Source organism: Pseudomonas rubra (assembly GCF_028656935.1).
Lineage (GTDB): Bacteria > Pseudomonadota > Gammaproteobacteria > Pseudomonadales > Pseudomonadaceae > Aquipseudomonas > Aquipseudomonas rubra.
Genome location: NZ_JAMDGZ010000035.1, coordinates 154,009 through 170,771 on the forward strand (window position 1 = coordinate 154,009; position 16,763 = coordinate 170,771).

At 62.5% G+C, this 16,763-nt stretch carries 16 protein-coding genes and 1 pseudogene; 7 read left to right on the forward strand and 10 right to left on the reverse strand.

The features are described from left to right. Positions 1–86 precede the first annotated feature (86 nt). Positions 87–1,271, reverse strand: coding sequence for a 4-hydroxybenzoate 3-monooxygenase (pobA, locus tag M5G17_RS17015; RefSeq protein WP_273894079.1), 1,185 nt, complete (start codon positions 1,269–1,271; stop codon positions 87–89). A gap of 168 nt (positions 1,272–1,439) precedes the next feature. Between pobA and M5G17_RS17020 the strand changes: the two genes are divergently transcribed. After that, positions 1,440–2,318 carry a helix-turn-helix domain-containing protein gene (locus tag M5G17_RS17020; RefSeq protein ID WP_273894080.1) on the forward strand — a complete coding sequence of 293 codons (879 nt, stop codon included), beginning with the start codon at positions 1,440–1,442 and terminating at the stop codon, positions 2,316–2,318. On the opposite strand, the gene M5G17_RS17025 is transcribed toward M5G17_RS17020, so the two are convergent. Both M5G17_RS17025 and M5G17_RS17030 read right to left on the reverse strand, forming a co-directional pair. After that, positions 2,311–2,484: a hypothetical protein gene (locus M5G17_RS17025; protein WP_273894081.1), complete on the reverse strand. Its 174-nt coding sequence runs from the start codon at positions 2,482–2,484 to the stop codon at positions 2,311–2,313. The two genes, M5G17_RS17020 and M5G17_RS17025, sit on opposite strands and share 8 nt — an antisense overlap. A 72-nt stretch (positions 2,485–2,556) precedes the next feature. Beyond that, positions 2,557–3,465, reverse strand: a complete 909-nt coding sequence (locus M5G17_RS17030) for a LysR family transcriptional regulator (RefSeq protein ID WP_273894082.1) — start codon at positions 3,463–3,465, stop codon at positions 2,557–2,559. A 104-nt stretch (positions 3,466–3,569) separates the two neighbouring features. Between M5G17_RS17030 and M5G17_RS17035 the strand changes: the two genes are divergently transcribed. Both M5G17_RS17035 and M5G17_RS17040 read left to right on the forward strand, forming a co-directional pair. Next, entirely contained in the window at positions 3,570–4,451 is an 882-nt protein-coding gene (locus M5G17_RS17035; protein WP_273894083.1) for an MBL fold metallo-hydrolase, read from the forward strand. Positions 4,452–4,481: 30 nt separating this feature from the next. Next, on the forward strand, positions 4,482–5,096 hold the full coding sequence (locus M5G17_RS17040) for an NAD(P)-dependent oxidoreductase (RefSeq protein ID WP_273894084.1): 615 nt from the start codon (positions 4,482–4,484) through the stop codon (positions 5,094–5,096). Here the strand turns inward: M5G17_RS17040 and M5G17_RS17045 are convergent. Further along, positions 5,090–5,971, reverse strand: coding sequence for a LysR substrate-binding domain-containing protein (locus M5G17_RS17045; protein WP_273894085.1), 882 nt, complete (start codon positions 5,969–5,971; stop codon positions 5,090–5,092). The two genes, M5G17_RS17040 and M5G17_RS17045, sit on opposite strands and share 7 nt — an antisense overlap. Before the next feature lie 113 nt (positions 5,972–6,084). Here M5G17_RS17045 and M5G17_RS17050 point away from each other — a divergent pair, with 113 nt between their 5' ends. Both M5G17_RS17050 and M5G17_RS17055 read left to right on the forward strand, forming a co-directional pair. Continuing rightward, complete coding sequence (locus tag M5G17_RS17050; protein WP_273894086.1) at positions 6,085–7,722, forward strand: 5-guanidino-2-oxopentanoate decarboxylase; 1,638 nt, start codon at positions 6,085–6,087, stop codon at positions 7,720–7,722. Further along, positions 7,719–9,152 carry an aldehyde dehydrogenase family protein gene (locus M5G17_RS17055; protein WP_273894087.1) on the forward strand — a complete coding sequence of 478 codons (1,434 nt, stop codon included), beginning with the start codon at positions 7,719–7,721 and terminating at the stop codon, positions 9,150–9,152. Before M5G17_RS17050 ends, M5G17_RS17055 begins: the two co-directional genes overlap by 4 nt. Here the strand turns inward: M5G17_RS17055 and M5G17_RS17060 are convergent. Continuing rightward, entirely contained in the window at positions 9,149–10,078 is a 930-nt protein-coding gene (locus M5G17_RS17060; RefSeq protein ID WP_273894088.1) for an AraC family transcriptional regulator, read from the reverse strand. The two genes, M5G17_RS17055 and M5G17_RS17060, sit on opposite strands and share 4 nt — an antisense overlap. Before the next feature lie 202 nt (positions 10,079–10,280). Here M5G17_RS17060 and M5G17_RS17065 point away from each other — a divergent pair, with 202 nt between their 5' ends. Both M5G17_RS17065 and M5G17_RS17070 read left to right on the forward strand, forming a co-directional pair. After that, the gene (locus M5G17_RS17065) at positions 10,281–10,589 is read left to right on the forward strand and encodes an antibiotic biosynthesis monooxygenase family protein (protein ID WP_273894089.1); all 309 of its coding nucleotides are present in this window, start codon (positions 10,281–10,283) and stop codon (positions 10,587–10,589) included. A 39-nt stretch (positions 10,590–10,628) separates the two neighbouring features. Next, positions 10,629–10,859: a hypothetical protein gene (locus tag M5G17_RS17070; RefSeq protein WP_273894090.1), complete on the forward strand. Its 231-nt coding sequence runs from the start codon at positions 10,629–10,631 to the stop codon at positions 10,857–10,859. 1 nt (position 10,860) lies between these two features. Here the strand turns inward: M5G17_RS17070 and M5G17_RS17075 are convergent, their stop codons facing one another. From M5G17_RS17075 to M5G17_RS17095, 5 genes and pseudogenes are all read right to left on the reverse strand, one after another. After that, complete coding sequence (locus tag M5G17_RS17075; RefSeq protein ID WP_273894091.1) at positions 10,861–11,472, reverse strand: flavin reductase family protein; 612 nt, start codon at positions 11,470–11,472, stop codon at positions 10,861–10,863. Positions 11,473–11,589: 117 nt separating this feature from the next. Continuing rightward, positions 11,590–11,835 (reverse strand): annotated as a pseudogene (locus M5G17_RS17080) (hypothetical protein); the annotation flags it as partial. A gap of 305 nt (positions 11,836–12,140) precedes the next feature. After that, positions 12,141–13,460, reverse strand: a complete 1,320-nt coding sequence (locus M5G17_RS17085; RefSeq protein ID WP_273894092.1) for an MFS transporter — start codon at positions 13,458–13,460, stop codon at positions 12,141–12,143. Between the two features lie 185 nt (positions 13,461–13,645). Then, a complete protein-coding gene (locus M5G17_RS17090; RefSeq protein ID WP_273894093.1) occupies positions 13,646–14,980 on the reverse strand; it encodes a sigma-54-dependent transcriptional regulator in 1,335 nt (444 codons plus the stop codon). Continuing rightward, positions 14,974–16,731: an ATP-binding protein gene (locus M5G17_RS17095; RefSeq protein ID WP_273894094.1), complete on the reverse strand. Its 1,758-nt coding sequence runs from the start codon at positions 16,729–16,731 to the stop codon at positions 14,974–14,976. Before M5G17_RS17095 ends, M5G17_RS17090 begins: the two co-directional genes overlap by 7 nt. Between the last annotated feature and the right edge of the window lie 32 nt (positions 16,732–16,763).

The window sequence follows — 16,763 nt, forward strand, 5'->3', positions numbered from 1 at the left end:
GAAGCTTTGTGATCATTTGTTGCTACGGTTGTTGAAATGCCCTCCTGGTTGCCGCGCAATAGCCTGTCAGGCAAGGCCGGTGCAGTCTACTCGATAGGCTCGTAGGGCAGGCCGACATAATTTTCTGCCAATGTTGTACGACCAGCCTCGGAGCTGACGTAGTACTCAAGCTCACTTTGCTGGATACGTTGGCTGAAGGCATCGCTGTCGGGAAAACGGTGCAGGATCGAGGTCATCCACCAGGAAAAGCGTTCGGCCTTCCAGATTCGCCGCAGGCAGATCTGCGAGTAGCGTTCCAGCAGGTCAGTGCGCCCTTGGCCGTAGACCTTGCGCAGAATGTTGTACAAGGTGCTGACATCACTGGCCGCAAGGTTCAGACCCTTGGCCCCGGTAGGCGGCACGATGTGCGCGGCGTCACCGAGCAGGAACAGTTTGCCGTACTGCATCGGTTCAACCACAAAACTGCGCAGCGGCGCGATGCTCTTTTCAATGGCGGGACCTGTGACCAGGCGCTCGGCCAGATCAGTCGGCAGGCGTGATTTGAGTTCGCTCCAGAAGCGCTCATCGGACCAGTCCTCGACCTTCTCCTCAGCTGGAACCTGAACGTAGTATCGGGTGCGGGTCGGTGAGCGCATGCTGCACAGGGCAAAGCCGCGCTCGTGGCGGGCATAGACGAGTTCGTCGCTAACCGGCGGGGTGTCGGCCAGCACCCCGAGCCAGCCGAATGGGTAGACCCGTTCGAATATCTTCAGCGCTTGCGCAGGAATCGATTGCCGGGCGATACCGTGATAACCGTCGCAGCCGGCAATGTAATCACAGTCCAGACGCTGCACTTCACCGTCTTTTTCGAAGGTCAGGTAAGGGTGGTCAGACTTGAGGTCGTGGGGGCGTACATTGTTGGCTTGATAAACGGTGACTGCGCCGCAGGCTTGACGCGCTTGCATCAGGTCGCGGGTGACTTCGGTCTGGCCATAGATCATGACGCCTTTGCCGCCGGTCAGGCCCTTGAGGTCAATATGTTCGCGTCGCCCATCGAAAGCCAGTTCAAAGCCACTGTGGGGCAGGCCTTCGGCGTCCATGCGCGCGCCAACCCCGGCTTCGCGCAACAATTCGACCATGCCCTGTTCCAGCACCCCGGCACGGATGCGCCCGAGCACGTAGTCGGCGCTTTGGCGCTCGACGATGACGTTGGCGATCCCGGCCTTGTGCAGTAACTGGCCGAGCAGCAGGCCAGCAGGGCCGGCACCGATAATTGCGACTTGAGTCTTCATTGTTGTTATCCCAGGCAGGCTTCAGCACAGGGCTGCAAGCAGCTTATGATTGTTGTGCTTGCATTTTTCGCTTGGAAAGACGAGCAAAGAAGGGATAAAAGTGGTGTGAAGCAGGACTTTTCACCAATCGGTGCGATTATCGGGCACCGTCCTGGAGAGCGTTGAACCATGAGCAAGGCGTCGATTCCGGTATTCAAACTGTATGGCGAGCAGTTGCAGTGGCCGACCCCGGACTTGCTGCACTGCGAGTCGATCCCGGTGCGCAGCCGTGTGCACGATTGGGAGATAGAACCCCATCGACATGCCGACCTGTGCCAGTTGCTGTTCCTCTACACAGGGCAGGCTGAGATCGAAGTGGAAGGCCGGGTCCAGCGCCTGGATCAGGCCGCCATCCAGGTGGTACCGGCGTTGTGCGTGCATGGATTCCGGTTTTCCAGCGATGTCGACGGCTACGTGGTCACCCTGGCGGCGCCCCTGGTGAACGTGCTGCACACACAACTGGCAGGCGCGCCAGCGGCCCTGGCCCAGGCGGGCACTTACCTGGCAGGCGCTGACCGCACCCATTTGTACAGTCTGTTCAGCGCCTTGCAGCAGGAGTATCAGCAGGAGCAACCCGGGCGCGATTTGCAGTTGCGCTCGCTGATCAATCTGCTGGTGGTGTGGATTAGCCGCCAATGCTTGCAGCGCCATGGCCAAGGGCTGGCAGTGGCGCGCGGGCGGGAGTACCTGGAGCGTTTCAACTCCCAGGTCGAGCAGCAGTTTCGCCAGCAGCCGAGCGTCGAGGCGCTGGCCCATCAAGTGGGGATTTCGGTGGCCCATCTGAACAGCATCTGCCGTGAACTGGCCGGGCAGTCGGCGTTGCAGATCATCCATCAACGCTTGCTGCTCGAGGCCAAGCGCGAGCTGATCTACACCAGCCTGAGCATCAAGCAACTGGCCGAAAGCCTGGGCTTTACCGACCCTGCGTACTTTTCGCGGTTCTTCCGCCGCCTGACCGGTAAGGCCCCCAGTGACTTTCGTCAGCAGGCTGCACGTCACGCTACTTGAGTGCGCTCAGTGTCGCGGTGTGCGGCACGCAGTGAGCCAGGCTGCAACTGGCGGCGGAGTAAGGTTGATTGCGAATCTGTTCGACCCGGTAGGCTGCGGCGGCATACAGCCCGACGGCAGCGGCCATGGCACAGACAACGGCGCATTTTCTGGATTTGACGCCCATGATGCTCACCTCCTGCCAACCACGTACAGGTGCTATTCAAAGCATAGGTCAGCTTGTCCAGGTACGCCCGATCTAGAGCAGGTCGCGGTCCCAGATCGGCTCGGCGGTAAAGCGCTCGGCAAGGAAGTCGAGCATGCTGCGCAGGGTCGCCGGCATGTGCTTGCGTGAGGTGTACACGGCGTTGAGGTTCAGTTCCCGCGGTTTGGCCTGGGGCAACAGGCGAATCAGCTGACCGCTGCGCAGGGCGTCGGCGGCCTGGTAAGTCGGCAGCATCGCCACGCCCGCGCCGGCCAGTGCCGCCCGTTGCAGGGTCATGGCCTCATTGGCGCTGATATTGCCCTGCACCGGCACCGAGACCACCTCACCGTCCAGGTGAAAGTGCCAAAGGCTACGGCCGAAGTAGGAGTGGGTCAGGCAGTTATGCTGGCTGAGGTCCTGGACCTGCTCAGGCGCCGGGTGCTGCTGCAGGTAGGCGGGGGAGGCGCAAATCACCGAGCGGCAAACGCTCAGGCGGCGGGCAATGAGGTTGGGGTCCAGATCGTTGCTGGTGCGGATCGCAAGATCGATGCGCTCATCCACCAGGTTCACCGTGCGGTCGAGCATCTGCAGGTCGATTTTCACCCCAGGGTAGCGTTTGACGTAATCGGCCACGGCGTCCATCAACTGCGCCTGGCCGAACGAGGTGCTGACACTGATGCGCAACTCGCCGCGCGGAGCATCGTTCGGGGTGCTGACGGCTGCCTGCAGGTCACCGGCAAGATCGAGCATCTGCCGGCAGCGCGGCAGGGTTTCCTGGCCGGCCGCAGTCAGGCTCAGGCGCCTCGTAGTGCGCTGCATCAGGCGTGCGCCGACCCAGTCCTCAAGCTCGGCCAGGTACCTGGAAACCACCGGCCGGGAAAGCTCCAGATGGTCGGCGGCGGCCGATTGGCTGCCCAGGTCGACCACGCTGACGAAGACCCGCATTGCTGTCAGACGATCCATGATTTGCCCGCTTTTAGAAACAAACTAATCCTAAGCATCGCATTTTTTGTGACGGATCGTGCAACTAAGCTGTTGTTCATCGCCCACCTCACAGGAATTGCCCGATGCCTCGTTCGTTTTCCCTACGCCGCCTGCTGCTGGCCTTCGCAACGCTGGGGGCCATGGCCCAGGCTTCAGCCGCCGAGCCGCTGAGCCTGGATGTCTACAACCCCGATACCAACGCCCTGTTTCCGGTCAGTTCGGTGATCGTCAGCGGCAAGCATGATGCCATTCTGGTCGATGCCCAGTTCGGCAAGGGCCAGGCGGAGCAGGTACTGGCCAAGCTGCAAGCGAGCGGCAAAAATCTGACCACTATTTATATCAGCCACGGCGACCCGGACTATTACTTCGGCCTGCAGACCCTGACCCATGCCTACCCCAAGGCCAAGGTCGTGGCGTCGGCGGCGACCGTTGCCCATATCAAGCAGACCATGGACGGCAAGCTCGCCTACTGGGGCCCGCAGATGGGCGCCGACAAACCGGAAAAATTGATCGTTCCGCAGGTGTTGCAAGGCAATGAACTGAAACTTGAAGGCCAGCGCCTGGAAGTGATTGGCCTTGACGGCCCGCAGCCGGACCGCAGCTTTGTGTGGATTCCATCGATCAAAGCGGTAGTCGGTGGCGTGGTGGTCGCCGAGAATCTGCACGTGTGGATGGCTGATACCCAGTCGGCGCAATCGCACAAGGACTGGCTGGCGACCCTCAAGCGCATCGAACAGCTCAAGCCTGACACCGTGATCCCGGGTCACTACCTGGGCCAGAGCAGCCGCTCGCTCAAGTCGGTGCAGTTCACTGCGGACTATATCCGCGCCTTTGACGAAGAAACCGCCAAGGCTGGCAATGCCGCGGAACTGATCGCGGCGATGAAAAAGCGTTACCCGGAGCTGGGCGAAGAGAGTTCGCTGGAGCTCGGTGCCAAGGTCGCCAAGGGCGAGATGAAGTGGTAAGCGTCAATTCATTCTGACTGGAGAGTTCCCATGAGCAAGATCGCAATCATTGGTGCTACCGGCCGTGCCGGTAGCCAGTTGCTGGAAGAGGCCCTGCGCCGTGGCCATAGCGTTACCGCCATTGCCCGTGATCCTTCGAAGCTGCAGGGGCGTGAAGGGGTCAACACCGTGGCGCTGGATGTCAGCGACAGCGCTGCCCTGCAACAGGCCGTCGCTGGGCATGACGTGGTGCTGAGTGCTGCGCATTTTTCCAGCATCAAGCCACAGGCCATCATCGAGCCGGTGAAGAAGGCCGGGGTCAAGCGCCTGCTGGTTGTCGGTGGCGCCGGTAGCTTGCTGCTGCCGTCGGGGCATAAGGTCATCGACAGCCCAGATTTCCCCGAGGCCTACAAGGCCGAGGCAACCGCCGGTGGTCACTACCTTGATACCTTGCGTCAGGAACAGGACCTGGATTGGACCTTCCTGTCACCCTCGGCAGAATTTGTCGAAGGTGCCCGCAGCGGCGCTTACACGCTGGGCAAGGACCACCTGTTGATCGGCGCCGACGGCAAGAGCTGGATCAGCTTTGCCGACTACGCCATTGCCATGCTCGATGAAGTGGAAAAGCCGGCGCACTCGCGCCAGCGCTTCACTGTGGGTTATTGAGGGGCCTGGGCCTGCTCGCACAACCAGGCGAGCAGTTCCGTCATAGCCGCTGAAGCCGCCCCTTGGGGTCGCACCAGGTAATAGGCCTGGCCGGTGCTGACCTTGAGTGCAAACGGGGTGACCAACCGACCGCACTTGAGGTCATCGCCGATCAGCGCCCGGTCGCCGATGGCTACCCCGGTTCCCTGGGAGGCCATCGACATGGCCATGTCCAGGGTTTCGAAATGCTGGCCCTTGCCCTGGCGGGGCAGGCTCGCCCCGGCGGCGCTGAGCCAGGCGTTCCAGTCGCGTTGGTCGCGGGTCGGATGCAGGAGCATGTGCTGGTCAAGGTCGGCGACCTGCTGCAAGGGCAGGGCGCCGCTGAGCAGTTGCGGCGCACACACCGGCGTCAGTTGTTCATCGAACAGTTTCAGGGTCGGCAGGCCATGGTTGGGCCGAGCGCCATAGACCACCGCGGCATCGAATACTTCGTGACGAAAATCCACCCCATGCTGCACCGTGGTGGTCAGCTCCACCGGCGCGTCCGGGCGCAGCGCTTGCCACTCCATCAGGCGCGGCAGCAGCCAGCGCATCACGCAGGTCGGCGCCTTGAGCTGCAATGTGGTACTGCGTGCGCCGACCTGGCGCACCCCTTCTTCGAGCAAGGCGAATACCTGCTGCACTCGTGGCAGCCAGTCCTGGCCTTCGCGGGTCAGGCTCAGGCCTCGAGCCTGGCGCAGGAACAGCGGGTAGCCCAGGTGTTCTTCCAGCCCGGCGATCTGCCGGCTTACTGCCCCTTGGGTGATATGCAACTGTTGCGCAGCGCGGGTGAAGTTGCAGCACTGGGCCGTGATCAGAAAGGTGTGCAGGGCAGGCAGGGGAGGCAGGCGTTTCATCGGCTTTAGCCATGATCTGAGGACATGGCTAGTATGAGCTTTTTTGCATTGTGCAGGTAGCCGTCGGGCGGTCCAATAAAGGCCGTTTCCCGAACAACTACAGGCATATGATCATGGTAACTTGCGGCGAAGTACTGGTAAAACTCCTTGAAGACTATGGTGTTGACCATGTCTTCGGGATTCCCGGCGTGCATACCGTGGAGCTCTATCGCGGCCTGGCGCGTTCAAGCATCCGCCACATCACCCCGCGCCACGAGCAAGGCGCAGGCTTCATGGCTGACGGCTATGCGCGTACCCGTGGCAAGCCGGGCGTGTGCTTCATCATCACCGGCCCAGGCATGACCAATATCACCACCGCCATGGGCCAGGCCTACGCCGATTCGATTCCGATGCTGGTGATTTCCAGCGTGCAGTCACGCGACCAGCTTGGCGGCGGGCGCGGCAAGCTGCATGAGCTGCCAGCGCAAGGCAATCTGGTGGCTGGGGTGGCGGCGTTCTCCCACACCTTGATGAGCGCTGATGACCTGCCGTCGGTACTGGCCCGTGCTTTTGCAGTGTTTGATGGCGCCCGTCCGCGCCCGGTGCATATCGAGATTCCGCTGGATGTACTGGTGCAAGAGGCTGACCACCTGCTGGCCAGTGCGCCGGTGCGTATCGCTCGCGCCGGCGCTGCGCCTGCGCCCGTTGCGCAAATGGCCGGGATGCTGGCGGCAGCGCGTCGCCCACTGATTTTGGCCGGTGGCGGTGCCATCGATGCCAGCGCCGCGCTGACCCGCCTGGCTGAGTACCTGCAGGCACCGGTAGCGCTGACCATCAACGCCAAGGGCGTATTGCCGGCCAGCCACCCGTTGCAGATCGGCTCGACCCAATCGTTGCTGGCCACTCGCGCCCTGGTCGCCGAGGCCGATGTGGTGCTGGCGATAGGCACCGAGCTTGCCGAGACCGACTACGACGTGACCTTCAAGGGCGGCTTCGAGATCCCGGGCGAGCTGCTGCGCATCGATATCGACCCCGACCAGACCGTACGCAACTACCCGCCGAAGGTCGCCCTGGTCGCTGATTCGACCCTTGCTACCCAGGCCTTGCTGGTCGCCCTGGCCGAACAACCGGCACCTGTGCGCAGCAGCGAGTGGGGCGCGGCGCGTGCCGCACGCCTGCGTGAAGTGCTGGAAAGCGAGCGCGACCTGCCGATGCGCAGCCAGACGCGCATGCTCAACACTATTCTCGAAACCCTGCCCGGCGCAGTGCTGGTCGGGGATTCGACGCAACCGGTGTACACCGGCAACCTGACCCTGGACATGGACCAACCGCGGCGCTGGTTCAACGCCTCGACCGGCTATGGCACCCTGGGGTACGCACTGCCAGCGGCCATGGGCGCCTGGTTGGGCAGCGCGCAGGCGGCGGCCGAGCGCGCACCGGTGGTGTGCCTGATCGGCGATGGCGGCCTGCAGTTCACCCTGCCGGAGCTGGCCAGTGCCCGTGAGGCGCAGGTACCGCTGATCGTGCTGCTGTGGAATAACCAGGGTTATGAAGAGATCAAGCGCTACATGGTCAACCGCGCCATCGAACCGGTCGGCGTCGATATCTACACCCCTGATTTTATCGGTGTCGCCAAGGCCCTGGGCTGCAGTGCCGAGTCAGTGGGTGACGTCGCCCAACTGCGCGAAGCCTTGCGCCAGGCCTGCGATCGCAAGGGCCCGAGCCTGATCGAAATCGACCAGGCCACCTGGATGCAGGCGGTGCCAGCATGATCAAGCTGCCTGGTCTCTACATCGAAGGCGTCTGGCAGCATGGCTCCCAGACACTGACAGTGATCAACCCGAGCAATGAGCAGGTGCTGGCCGAAGTGGCCGGTGGCGATGCCGCGGCGGTCGAGCGGGCAACGCTGGCGGCCCAGGCGGCGTTTATTGAGTGGTCCGCGTCCAGCGGGCCGACCCGTGCGGCCCTTCTGCGGGCCATTGCCGAGGGCGTTGAAGCACGCCGCGAGCGCCTGGTGCAGTTGCAAGCCAGCAACAACGGCAAGCCGCTGGCTGAAGCCCATATCGATGTCGATGATGTTGTCGCCACTTTCGGCTATTACGCGGAGCTTGCGGACAACCTTGGACGCGACCGCTCGGTGGCGCTGCCCAGCGAAGACTTTGTCGCCCGGGTGCGTCGTGAAGCGTGCGGCGTGGTCGGTCTGATCGTGCCGTGGAACTTCCCCATGGTCACCACCGCCTGGAAGCTGGCGCCAGCCTTGGCGGCAGGTTGCTGTGTGGTGCTCAAACCTTCGGAAGTCACGCCGCTGGCCGAGCTGGAACTGGCAGCGATCATCGCCGAAACAGGGCTGCCGGAAGGGGTGTTCAACCTGGTTTGTGGTACTGGGCTAGCAGTGGGTGCACCGTTGGCGGGTGATCCGCGTATCGCCAAGATTTCCTTCACCGGCAGCAATGCGGTGGGGGTGCAGGTCATGCAGCGGGCGGCGGAGACGATCAAGGGCGTGAGCCTGGAACTGGGCGGCAAGTCGTCCTTGTTGGTGCTCGAAGAAGCCGACCTGGCGCTTGCGGTGGAGCTGGCCTGCCTGGGTGGTTTTTTCAATGCCGGGCAAATGTGCTCGGCCACCAGCCGGGTGCTGGTAGCCGAAACCCTGTACCCGGCCTTTATCGATGCGCTGAAGGCTCGCACTGAGGCGATTCGTGTCGGTGAGCCGTTCAGTGGTGCAAGCGAAATGGGCCCACTGGTCAATCAGGCCCAGTACCAGCGGGTCCAGGCGCACATCACCGCGGGTGTGCAAGCGGGGGCGCAGTTGCTTTGTGGTGGTTCACGGCCGGCGGATCTGCCTTGTGGTTATTTCGTCAGCCCTACAGTGTTCACCGAGGTGCCGCTGGACAGCGCCTTGTGGCGCGAGGAGATCTTTGGCCCGGTGTTGTGCGTGCGTTCGTTTGCCACTGAAGCCGAGGCGCTGGCGCTGGCCAACGACACCGAATTCGGCCTGGTGGCCAGTGTGCTCAGCCGTGACTTGCAGGCGGCTGAGCGGGTCGCCAATGGGCTGCAGGCGGGGCTGGTATGGATCAACGCGCCGCAGGTGATCTTCCCGCAGACCGCTTGGGGTGGATACAAGCAAAGCAGCCTGGGGCGGGAGCTGGGACCTTGGGGGTTGAGTGCGTTTCAGGAGATCAAACACGTGGTCAGGGCAATCTAAAGCGCATTGCGCAATTTGGCCAAGTCCCTTACCGGAGGAGCCCCATACAACCGGCTGTATTCCCGGCTGAACTGCGAGGGGCTTTCATAGCCCACCCGATAACCGGCCACCGCCGCTTCCAGCCCGTCATTGAGCATCAGCCGTCGCGCTTCCTGCAGGCGCAGCTGCTTCTGGTACTGCAACGGGCTCATGGAGGTCAGTGCCTTGAAGCGGTGATGCAAGGTCGAGGTGCTCAGGTTGACCTCCCGCGCCAGTTCATCGATGCGCAGCGGTCGATGGAAATGTTGATTGAGCCATTCGATGGCCTGGCACACCCGGTGGGTCTGGCTGTTGGCCATGGCAATTTCATAGAGCCGATAACCCTGTGGCCCACGCAGCAGCCGGTAGAGGATCTCGCGCTGGATCAGCGGTGCAAGGATCGGGATGTCCTTGGGCGAATCCAGCAGGCGAATCAACCGCAACAGCGCATCGAGCAGCAGCGGGTCGGTACGCTCCACATACAGGCCGCGGCCCGACGGCAGCGCCGGTACGCCCAGAGGGCCGGCATCGGCCAGCAGGTTGTTGATCTGCGCCGGGTCAATGTTCAGGCGCAGGCCCAGGCTGGGGTTTGCCGGGCTGGCTTCCAGCAGCACGCCGCTGATCGGCAATGCCACCGAGACCACCATGTAATGCAACGGGTCATACATGTAACGCTCATCGCCCAGGCTCACTTCCTTGCTGCCATGGGCCAGGATGCACAGCGCAGGTTTGGCCAGGGCCGGCAGCGAGCGTACGCTTTCTTCGTAGCGCGCCAGAAACAGGTCCTCGACCACCGACTCGTCACCCGCCTGGCGTGGCGCATGACGATGGATAAGTTCGGCCAGCTCCTGGCGCTGGTGCTCCAGGGCCGGGTCGAGGATCAGGCGGTCGGGGTCGATTGCAGGCATCGGAATAATTCCTCAGAGAACGCCTGCAGGATAGGTTTGTGCAAGTCAGGGCGCTAGTCGAAAGCTGCCGAGCGCTTGCCTGATCCTGCAGCGAACGCAGGATCAGGCAAGCGCTCGGCAGGAATCGCCTAACCGTCGCACGGGTACGTGGCCTAACCTGTGCAACCTGGCATTTTCATCTGGCTGCACATGGAGAACGCACATGACCTCGGCACATTCGGTCACCCACCTTGCATTTATCCGGGCCAGCAGCGGTCGTTCAGAGGAGTTGGGCGAGCGCTTGCGTCACCTGCTGGAACCGTCGCGCCAAGCGCCTGGTTGTCTGAATTTCAGCCTCCAGCGCTCCCAGGCCGACGCCGACCTGTGGCTACTCAGTGGTTTTTGGCGCGATCAGCAAGCGATGAGTGGTTACTTCGCTTCACCGACCCTTGAGCTATTCGGCGAGCTGGTGCAGGCGCGAGTGGTCGACAGCCTCGACCTGCATACCTTCGGCGAGCCTTGCGCAGGTTAGAATGGCGGCTTCAGGCAATTGATGTGGATTTCAAAGCACATGGCACGTAAAGAATTTTCCCAGTTCGAAGCAGTATCGGCGGCGGTACGCGGCGAGGACGGTTATCACGCCGCCATCGCCGTCAAAGGCCTGGGCGCCTCCGGGGCACCGCGCTTTCACAAGGTTCTTGCAGGGCAGACCTTCAACACTGCCCTGGCTGCTGATGAAGCGGCCTGTGTCGAGCTTGAGCGCCTGCAGGGCGTCGATGACGACGCCGAGCTGGTCTGGTAACTCAGCCGTTGACCTGCGGGCGGGCCATCTTGAACAGGTTACCCAGTTCAAAGTAGTCCGCCGGGCCGCCGCCACGCAGGATCGGCTGGCCGGCGGCGGTATCGTAAATGCCATCCTTGAGCAGATGCTCGGCGATATGCACGGCCACCACTTCACCCATAATTAACCAACTGGGCACCAGGGCCTGGTCGGCGCGTTGCAGCTGGATAATCTGCGTCACCTTGCACTCGAACGACACCGGGCTCTCTTGTACCCGCGGCACGGCAATTACCTTTGATGCCACCGGAGTCAGCCCGCTCAGGGCAAACTCGTCGACCTGTGGAGCGACGGCGGCGCAGCTCTGGTTCATGGCTTCGGCGAGTGGCCGGGTGGCCAGGTTCCAGGCGAACTCACCGGTCTGCTCGATGTTGTTCAGGCTGTCTTTGCGCCCGACGCTTGAGAAACCGATGATCGGCGGAATGTAGTTGAAGGCGTTGAAGAAGCTGTAGGGCGCAAGGTTCAAGCGACCTTCGGCGTCCTGGGAGGAAATCCAGCCTATCGGGCGTGGGCCGACGATGGCATTGAACGGATCATGGGGTAGGCCGTGGCCTTTTGCCGGTTCGTAGTAATACATCTGCGCTGGCCCGAAAGCCGTCCTTCGTGAGTAAGCCTCTAGTGTGCCAAGGCTTTGCCGTGCTGAAAACAACTAAGCCCGGCCGAAGCCGGGCTGACTGCGTTGCATCAGGGCTTAGCTGATGCGATGGGCCTGGGTGCGATCGAAACCGTCTTCGGCGAATTTCGCGCCACCAGTGCGATCGAAGCCATCTTCGGCAAATTTGGCACCACCGGTACGATCAAAACCGTCTTCTGCATAAGTGGCCGACTGGGTTTGCACGGCGCTGAAGTTGTGGCTGTTGGTGCGGTCGAAGCCGTCTTCGGCGAAAGCGTTGGCAGCCAGTACCGAGAAGGCCAGGGTCAGGATCAGTTTGCTTTTCATGGTTGTTGCTCCGAGGTGGTGAGGGGGTGTTTGTTTCTATGGATTGAATGCTACTCCGATTAATTTGATTAAAAAGCGCAAAAATTCGCACTTAAAAATCAAATATATCGATATGTATGGCAACAGTTTAGCCTCTATCCCGGGGCAAGCCCGCTCCTACACAGACTTCTGTGGGAGCGGGCTTGCCCCGCGATTGGATAGTTGAACAATGAAGAGCAAAAATTAATTGCGCGTTAAAGCGCCATAAACAAAAAAGGGGGCAATCCGCTGGCGGATGCCCCCTTCTTATTGCCTGTGGCTAGACGTCAGTCCGTGGTAATCCGCGAATGTTTGCGGGTGTCCTTCATGAACACATACACCAGCAGCGAGCAGGCGATACAGGCAGTCACGTACCAGTAATAGCCTGTTTCCATGCCGATGCTCTTGAACCACAGCGCAACGTACTCCGCAGTACCGCCGAAGATCGACACGGTCAGGGCGTACGGCAGGCCAACGCCCAAGGCACGGATTTCGGTGGGGAACAGCTCGGCTTTGACCACTGCGTTGATCGAGGTATAGCCGCTGACGATGATCAGCGCCGCCATGATCAGGAAGAACGCGCCCCACCAGGTCTGGATGGTGTGCAGGGTGGTGAGGATCGGTACTGTGCACAGGGTGCCGAGCACGCCGAAGGCGATCAGGATCGGACGCCGGCCGATCTTGTCGGAGAGGCTGCCGATGACCGGCTGCAGGCACATGAACAGGAACAGGGTCGCCGCCGAGATGGTGGTCGAGTCACTGATGCTCATGCCTACCGTGTTTACCAGGTACTTCTGCATGTAGGTGGTGTAGGTGTAGAAGGCCAGGGTGCCGCCCATGGTCAAGCCGACCACGGTGGCCAGCTCTTTGGGATGGCGCATCAGGGTGCGCATCAGGCTTTCCTTGGACTTTTCCTTCTTGGTGAAGGAGGCGGTTTCTTCCATGCCGCGACGCAGGTACAGGGCAACCACTGCGCACAGCGCGCCGATCACGAAGGGTACGCGCCAGCCCCAGGCATACAGCTGCTCGGTGGTCAGGGTCTGCTGCAGGATGATCAGCACCGCCAGGGCGATGAGCTGGCCGGAAATCAGCGTCACATACTGGAAGCTGGAGAAGAAGCCACGACGTTCCTTGGTGGCCATCTCGCTCAGGTAGGTGGCCGAGGTGCCGTATTCGCCACCCACCGACAGGCCTTGCATCAGCCGGGCGATGACCAACAGCACCGGTGCTGCAACGCCGATGGTTTCATAGCCCGGGGTCAGGGCGATGACCAGCGAGCCTGCGCACATTAGCAGGACCGAGGCCATCAGTGCGGCCTTGCGGCCCTTGCGGTCGGCGTAGATGCCCATCAGCCAGCCGCCGATCGGGCGCATCAAAAAGCCCACGGCGAAGATCGCGGCGGTATTGAGCAGTTGGGCAGTGGTGTCGCCAGCGGGGAAGAAGGCTTTGGCGAAGTACAGCGAGAATGCGGCGTAGACGTACCAGTCGTACCATTCGACCATATTGCCGATCGAACCGCTGAAAATCGACTTCAGGCGGCTTCGGGTGGTTTTGTCCGCGGCGGGCGCAACGGCCGCCCCGGCTGGCAGGGTGGTGGAGTTATCCATCGAAGGGACCTTCATAGTTGTTTTTGTGGAGCGCGCCGAAACGCAGCCTGCCAGGGCTATAGCAGAAGCTGTGCCAGGTGCTGGAGGCCCGGTCTAGAAGGGTCGAATGGATAGGGTGAGCGGAAAACCGCCTATCCATATGGGTGGGTAGGCGAAAGTCCGCTTATGGTGGTCAACTGCTTCGATCAAGCGGGCCCGAGAAAATCCTCGCGTAGTAGGCCGTGGCGCTGCATCTTCTCGTTGAGGGTGCGCCGCGGTAGTTGCAGCTCTTCCATTACCGCCTTGATCTCACCCTTGTGCCGGCTCAAGGCGGCGCGCAGGCATTGGGCCTCGAAGGCCTCCTGCTGGGCTGCCAGCGATTGCCCTGTTTCGATTTGCGCCGGTTCCGGCTCGCCTAGCCCCAGGGCATGACGTTCTGCGGCGTTGGCCAGTTCGCGAACATTGCCCGGCCAGTCATGGCCGAGCAGCCTGCCCAGTTGCGTACCATTGAGCATCGGTGCAGTACGGCCGACGCGCTCGGCGGCCAGGCGGGCAAAATGGTTGAACAGCAGTGGGATGTCTTCGCGCCGCTCGCGCAACGGTGCCAGGCGCAATTCAGCGACGTTCAGGCGATAGGCCAGATCTTCGCGAAAGCGCCCGGCCCGGGCTTCCTCGAGCAGGTCGGGCTTGGTTGCGGCAATGATCCGCAAGTCGACGCTGATGCTCTGGTTGGCGCCCAGGCGTTCGAGTTTCTGCTCCTGCACCACCCGCAGCAGTTTGGCCTGCTGGGCCAGTGGCATGCTTTCGATTTCGTCGAGAAACACCGTACCGCCATTGGCGTATTCAAGTTTGCCGATGCGCTTGCCCTGAGCGCCGGTGAAGGCGCCGCTTTCATGGCCGAACAACTCGGCTTCGAACAGTTGCTCGGGGATCGCCGCGCAGTTGAGCGCGACGAACGGCTTGCCGGCGCGCGGGCCGAAGTCATGCAGGCAGCGCGCGACCTGCTCCTTGCCGCTGCCGGTTTCGCCACGAATCAGCACATTGACTGGCAGGTTGGCCAGGTCCAGCACCTGCTTGCGCAGTTGCTGCATGCCCTGGGACATGCCCAGCAAACTGGCCTCAAGGCGTACCTTCAAGTCGGCCTGTTCGTACAGGCGGCGGTTCTCCAGTACCAGCTGGCGTTTTTCCAGGGCACGGCGCAGGCTGCCGAGCAGGGCCTCGGGGCTGAAGGGTTTTTCGAGAAAATCGTAGGCACCATTACGCATGGCCTCGACCGCCATCGGCACGTCGCCATGGCCGGTCAGCAGGATCACCGGCAGGTCGGCATCGCTGGCCTGCAGTTGTTCGAGCAATTGCAGGCCGTCCATGCCGGGCATGCGCACGTCGCTGAGAATCACCCCGGGAAAGTGCCCGGGCAGTTGCTGGAGGCAGTCTTCGGCGCGGCTGAACAACTGCACCTGGAAGCCGGACAGGCTCAGCCACTGCTCCACGGCAGTGCGGATGCTGATTTCATCGTCGACGACCATCACGCTGTTCAACATGCGGGTTCCGGGTCCATAGGCAAGGTCAGGCTGAAACGGGCGCCGCCGGGTTGGTTGTCGACCTGCAGGCGACCACCGGCCTCGTGAATGATGCCATAGGAAATCGCCAGGCCCAGGCCCAAACCTTCGCCCACCGGCTTGGTAGTGAAGAATGGATCGAAGACGCAGGCAAGATGTTCGGCAGCAATACCGCCGCCGCTGTCGAGCACGCTCAGGCGCCAGTGGTCCTGTTCGGCATCGATGCGTACCTCCAGGCGTTTGTAGCTCTTTTGCGCCATGGCATCCAGGGCATTGCGCAGCAGGTTGATCAGCACTTGCTCAAGGCGGATCGCATCGCCGCGCACCCAGGCCGGACGGGCCAGGTACAGGGCGACGCTGACGTCCTCGGCGCGGATGCGCGCATCGAGCAACTGCAGCGCCTGGTCGACCACGGTGGCCAGGTCCAGGCGTTCGCGCAGGCCGCTGGGGCTGTTGCGGGCGAAGGTCTTCAGGTGCCCGGTGAGCGCCGCCATGCGCGTAAGCATCTGTTCCAGCGGTTCCAGGGCCTGGCGTGCTTCGTCCAGGCGCTGGTTGTCGAGCAACAGGCGCAGGGTTGCCAGTTGCATGCGCTGGGTGGTCAGCGGCTGGTTGATTTCGTGGGCCAGGGCCGCCGACATCTGCCCCAGCGCCGCCAGCTTGGCCGATTGCACCAGGCCTTCCTGGGCGGTGCGCAGGTCGCGGGTGCGGGCCTGGACCAGGCGTTCGAGCTCTTCGCGGCTGCGCTGGCGCAAGCGCGCCAGGCGCAGGCGCTGGCTGATGAACAGCAGGGCGAAAACCACGCTTAGCCATACCGCGGCGGCGGCCAGCGCAGCGTTGCGTCCGTCTTCGCTGACCTGCGGCTTGCGCAGCAGGTGCAGGGTCCAGCCTTCGGCTTCCAGCGGCAGGCTCTCCCACAGGTAGTCGGTGGAGCCTTCCGGGCCCTGCACGCGCGTCAGATGGCTGTTGCTGTCGAAGCTGCTGAGCACATGGTGCTGCAGCGGCACCAGCGGTTGCTTGTCGTACTGGCGGGTGACGGCCAGTTCGGCGCGGTCGGCGCTGCTCAGCGGTTGCAGTTCGCGGTAACGCCAGCCGTCCTGGTTGGCGATGAAGATGATCCCGCGGGCGTCGCTGACCAGGAGGATATCGCTGCCCTGGCGCCACTCGCGCTCAAGCTCGGGGAACTCCAGCTTGACCACCATGGCGCCGAGAAAGCGGCTGTTCTCGTCCTGCACGGCGCTGGACAGAAAATATCCCGGCACGCCACTGGTCACGCCGACCGCGTAGAAACGGCCGCTACCCTGGCTGCGGGTCTGTTTGAAATAGGGGCGGAAACCATAGTTGGAACCGACATAGGTGCTGGGTAGGCGCCAGTTGCTGGCGGCCACCGCCAGGCCCGTGCGGTCGAGCAACTCCAGGGTCGAGGAGTTGGCCGCGCCATTGATGCGCTCCAGCTTGCGGTTGAGGGCGTCCTGCACTGTGCCAGCGACCGGGCCGCGCAAGGCGCTGATCAGTTCCGGGTCCAGGGCCAGCACGGCGGGCAGCGCACGGTAACGTTCGATCAGGGTATGCAGCGAGGTGGCATACAGCCCAAGTTGCTCGCTGGCCCGGCGTGCATCCTCGACCATCGATTGGCGCTTGGCATGGTGCATGGCCCAGCCTGCGGTCAGCAGGGTGCCGGCGAGGATGAAGAACAGAATCAGGCCCAGACGCAGGGCGCGAAAGGAAGAAGGCATGGTGCAAGTCCCGGCAGTGGGGAAGGCCTCCT

Coding starts and splice junctions, on each gene's coding strand:
- M5G17_RS17090 (WP_273894093.1), bottom strand. CDS start 14,980: ATGTTGAACAGCGTGATGGTCGTCGACGATGAAATCAGCATCCGCACT.
- M5G17_RS17050 (WP_273894086.1), top strand. CDS start 6,085: ATGGTAACTTGCGGCGAAGTACTGGTAAAACTCCTTGAAGACTATGGT.
- M5G17_RS17095 (WP_273894094.1), bottom strand. CDS start 16,731: ATGCCTTCTTCCTTTCGCGCCCTGCGTCTGGGCCTGATTCTGTTCTTC.
- M5G17_RS17070 (WP_273894090.1), top strand. CDS start 10,629: ATGGCACGTAAAGAATTTTCCCAGTTCGAAGCAGTATCGGCGGCGGTA.
- pobA (WP_273894079.1), bottom strand. CDS start 1,271: ATGAAGACTCAAGTCGCAATTATCGGTGCCGGCCCTGCTGGCCTGCTG.
- M5G17_RS17030 (WP_273894082.1), bottom strand. CDS start 3,465: ATGGATCGTCTGACAGCAATGCGGGTCTTCGTCAGCGTGGTCGACCTG.
- M5G17_RS17045 (WP_273894085.1), bottom strand. CDS start 5,971: ATGAAACGCCTGCCTCCCCTGCCTGCCCTGCACACCTTTCTGATCACG.
- M5G17_RS17035 (WP_273894083.1), top strand. CDS start 3,570: ATGCCTCGTTCGTTTTCCCTACGCCGCCTGCTGCTGGCCTTCGCAACG.
- M5G17_RS17040 (WP_273894084.1), top strand. CDS start 4,482: ATGAGCAAGATCGCAATCATTGGTGCTACCGGCCGTGCCGGTAGCCAG.
- M5G17_RS17020 (WP_273894080.1), top strand. CDS start 1,440: ATGAGCAAGGCGTCGATTCCGGTATTCAAACTGTATGGCGAGCAGTTG.
- M5G17_RS17060 (WP_273894088.1), bottom strand. CDS start 10,078: ATGCCTGCAATCGACCCCGACCGCCTGATCCTCGACCCGGCCCTGGAG.
- M5G17_RS17085 (WP_273894092.1), bottom strand. CDS start 13,460: ATGGATAACTCCACCACCCTGCCAGCCGGGGCGGCCGTTGCGCCCGCC.
- M5G17_RS17055 (WP_273894087.1), top strand. CDS start 7,719: ATGATCAAGCTGCCTGGTCTCTACATCGAAGGCGTCTGGCAGCATGGC.
- M5G17_RS17065 (WP_273894089.1), top strand. CDS start 10,281: ATGACCTCGGCACATTCGGTCACCCACCTTGCATTTATCCGGGCCAGC.
- M5G17_RS17025 (WP_273894081.1), bottom strand. CDS start 2,484: ATGGGCGTCAAATCCAGAAAATGCGCCGTTGTCTGTGCCATGGCCGCT.
- M5G17_RS17075 (WP_273894091.1), bottom strand. CDS start 11,472: ATGTATTACTACGAACCGGCAAAAGGCCACGGCCTACCCCATGATCCG.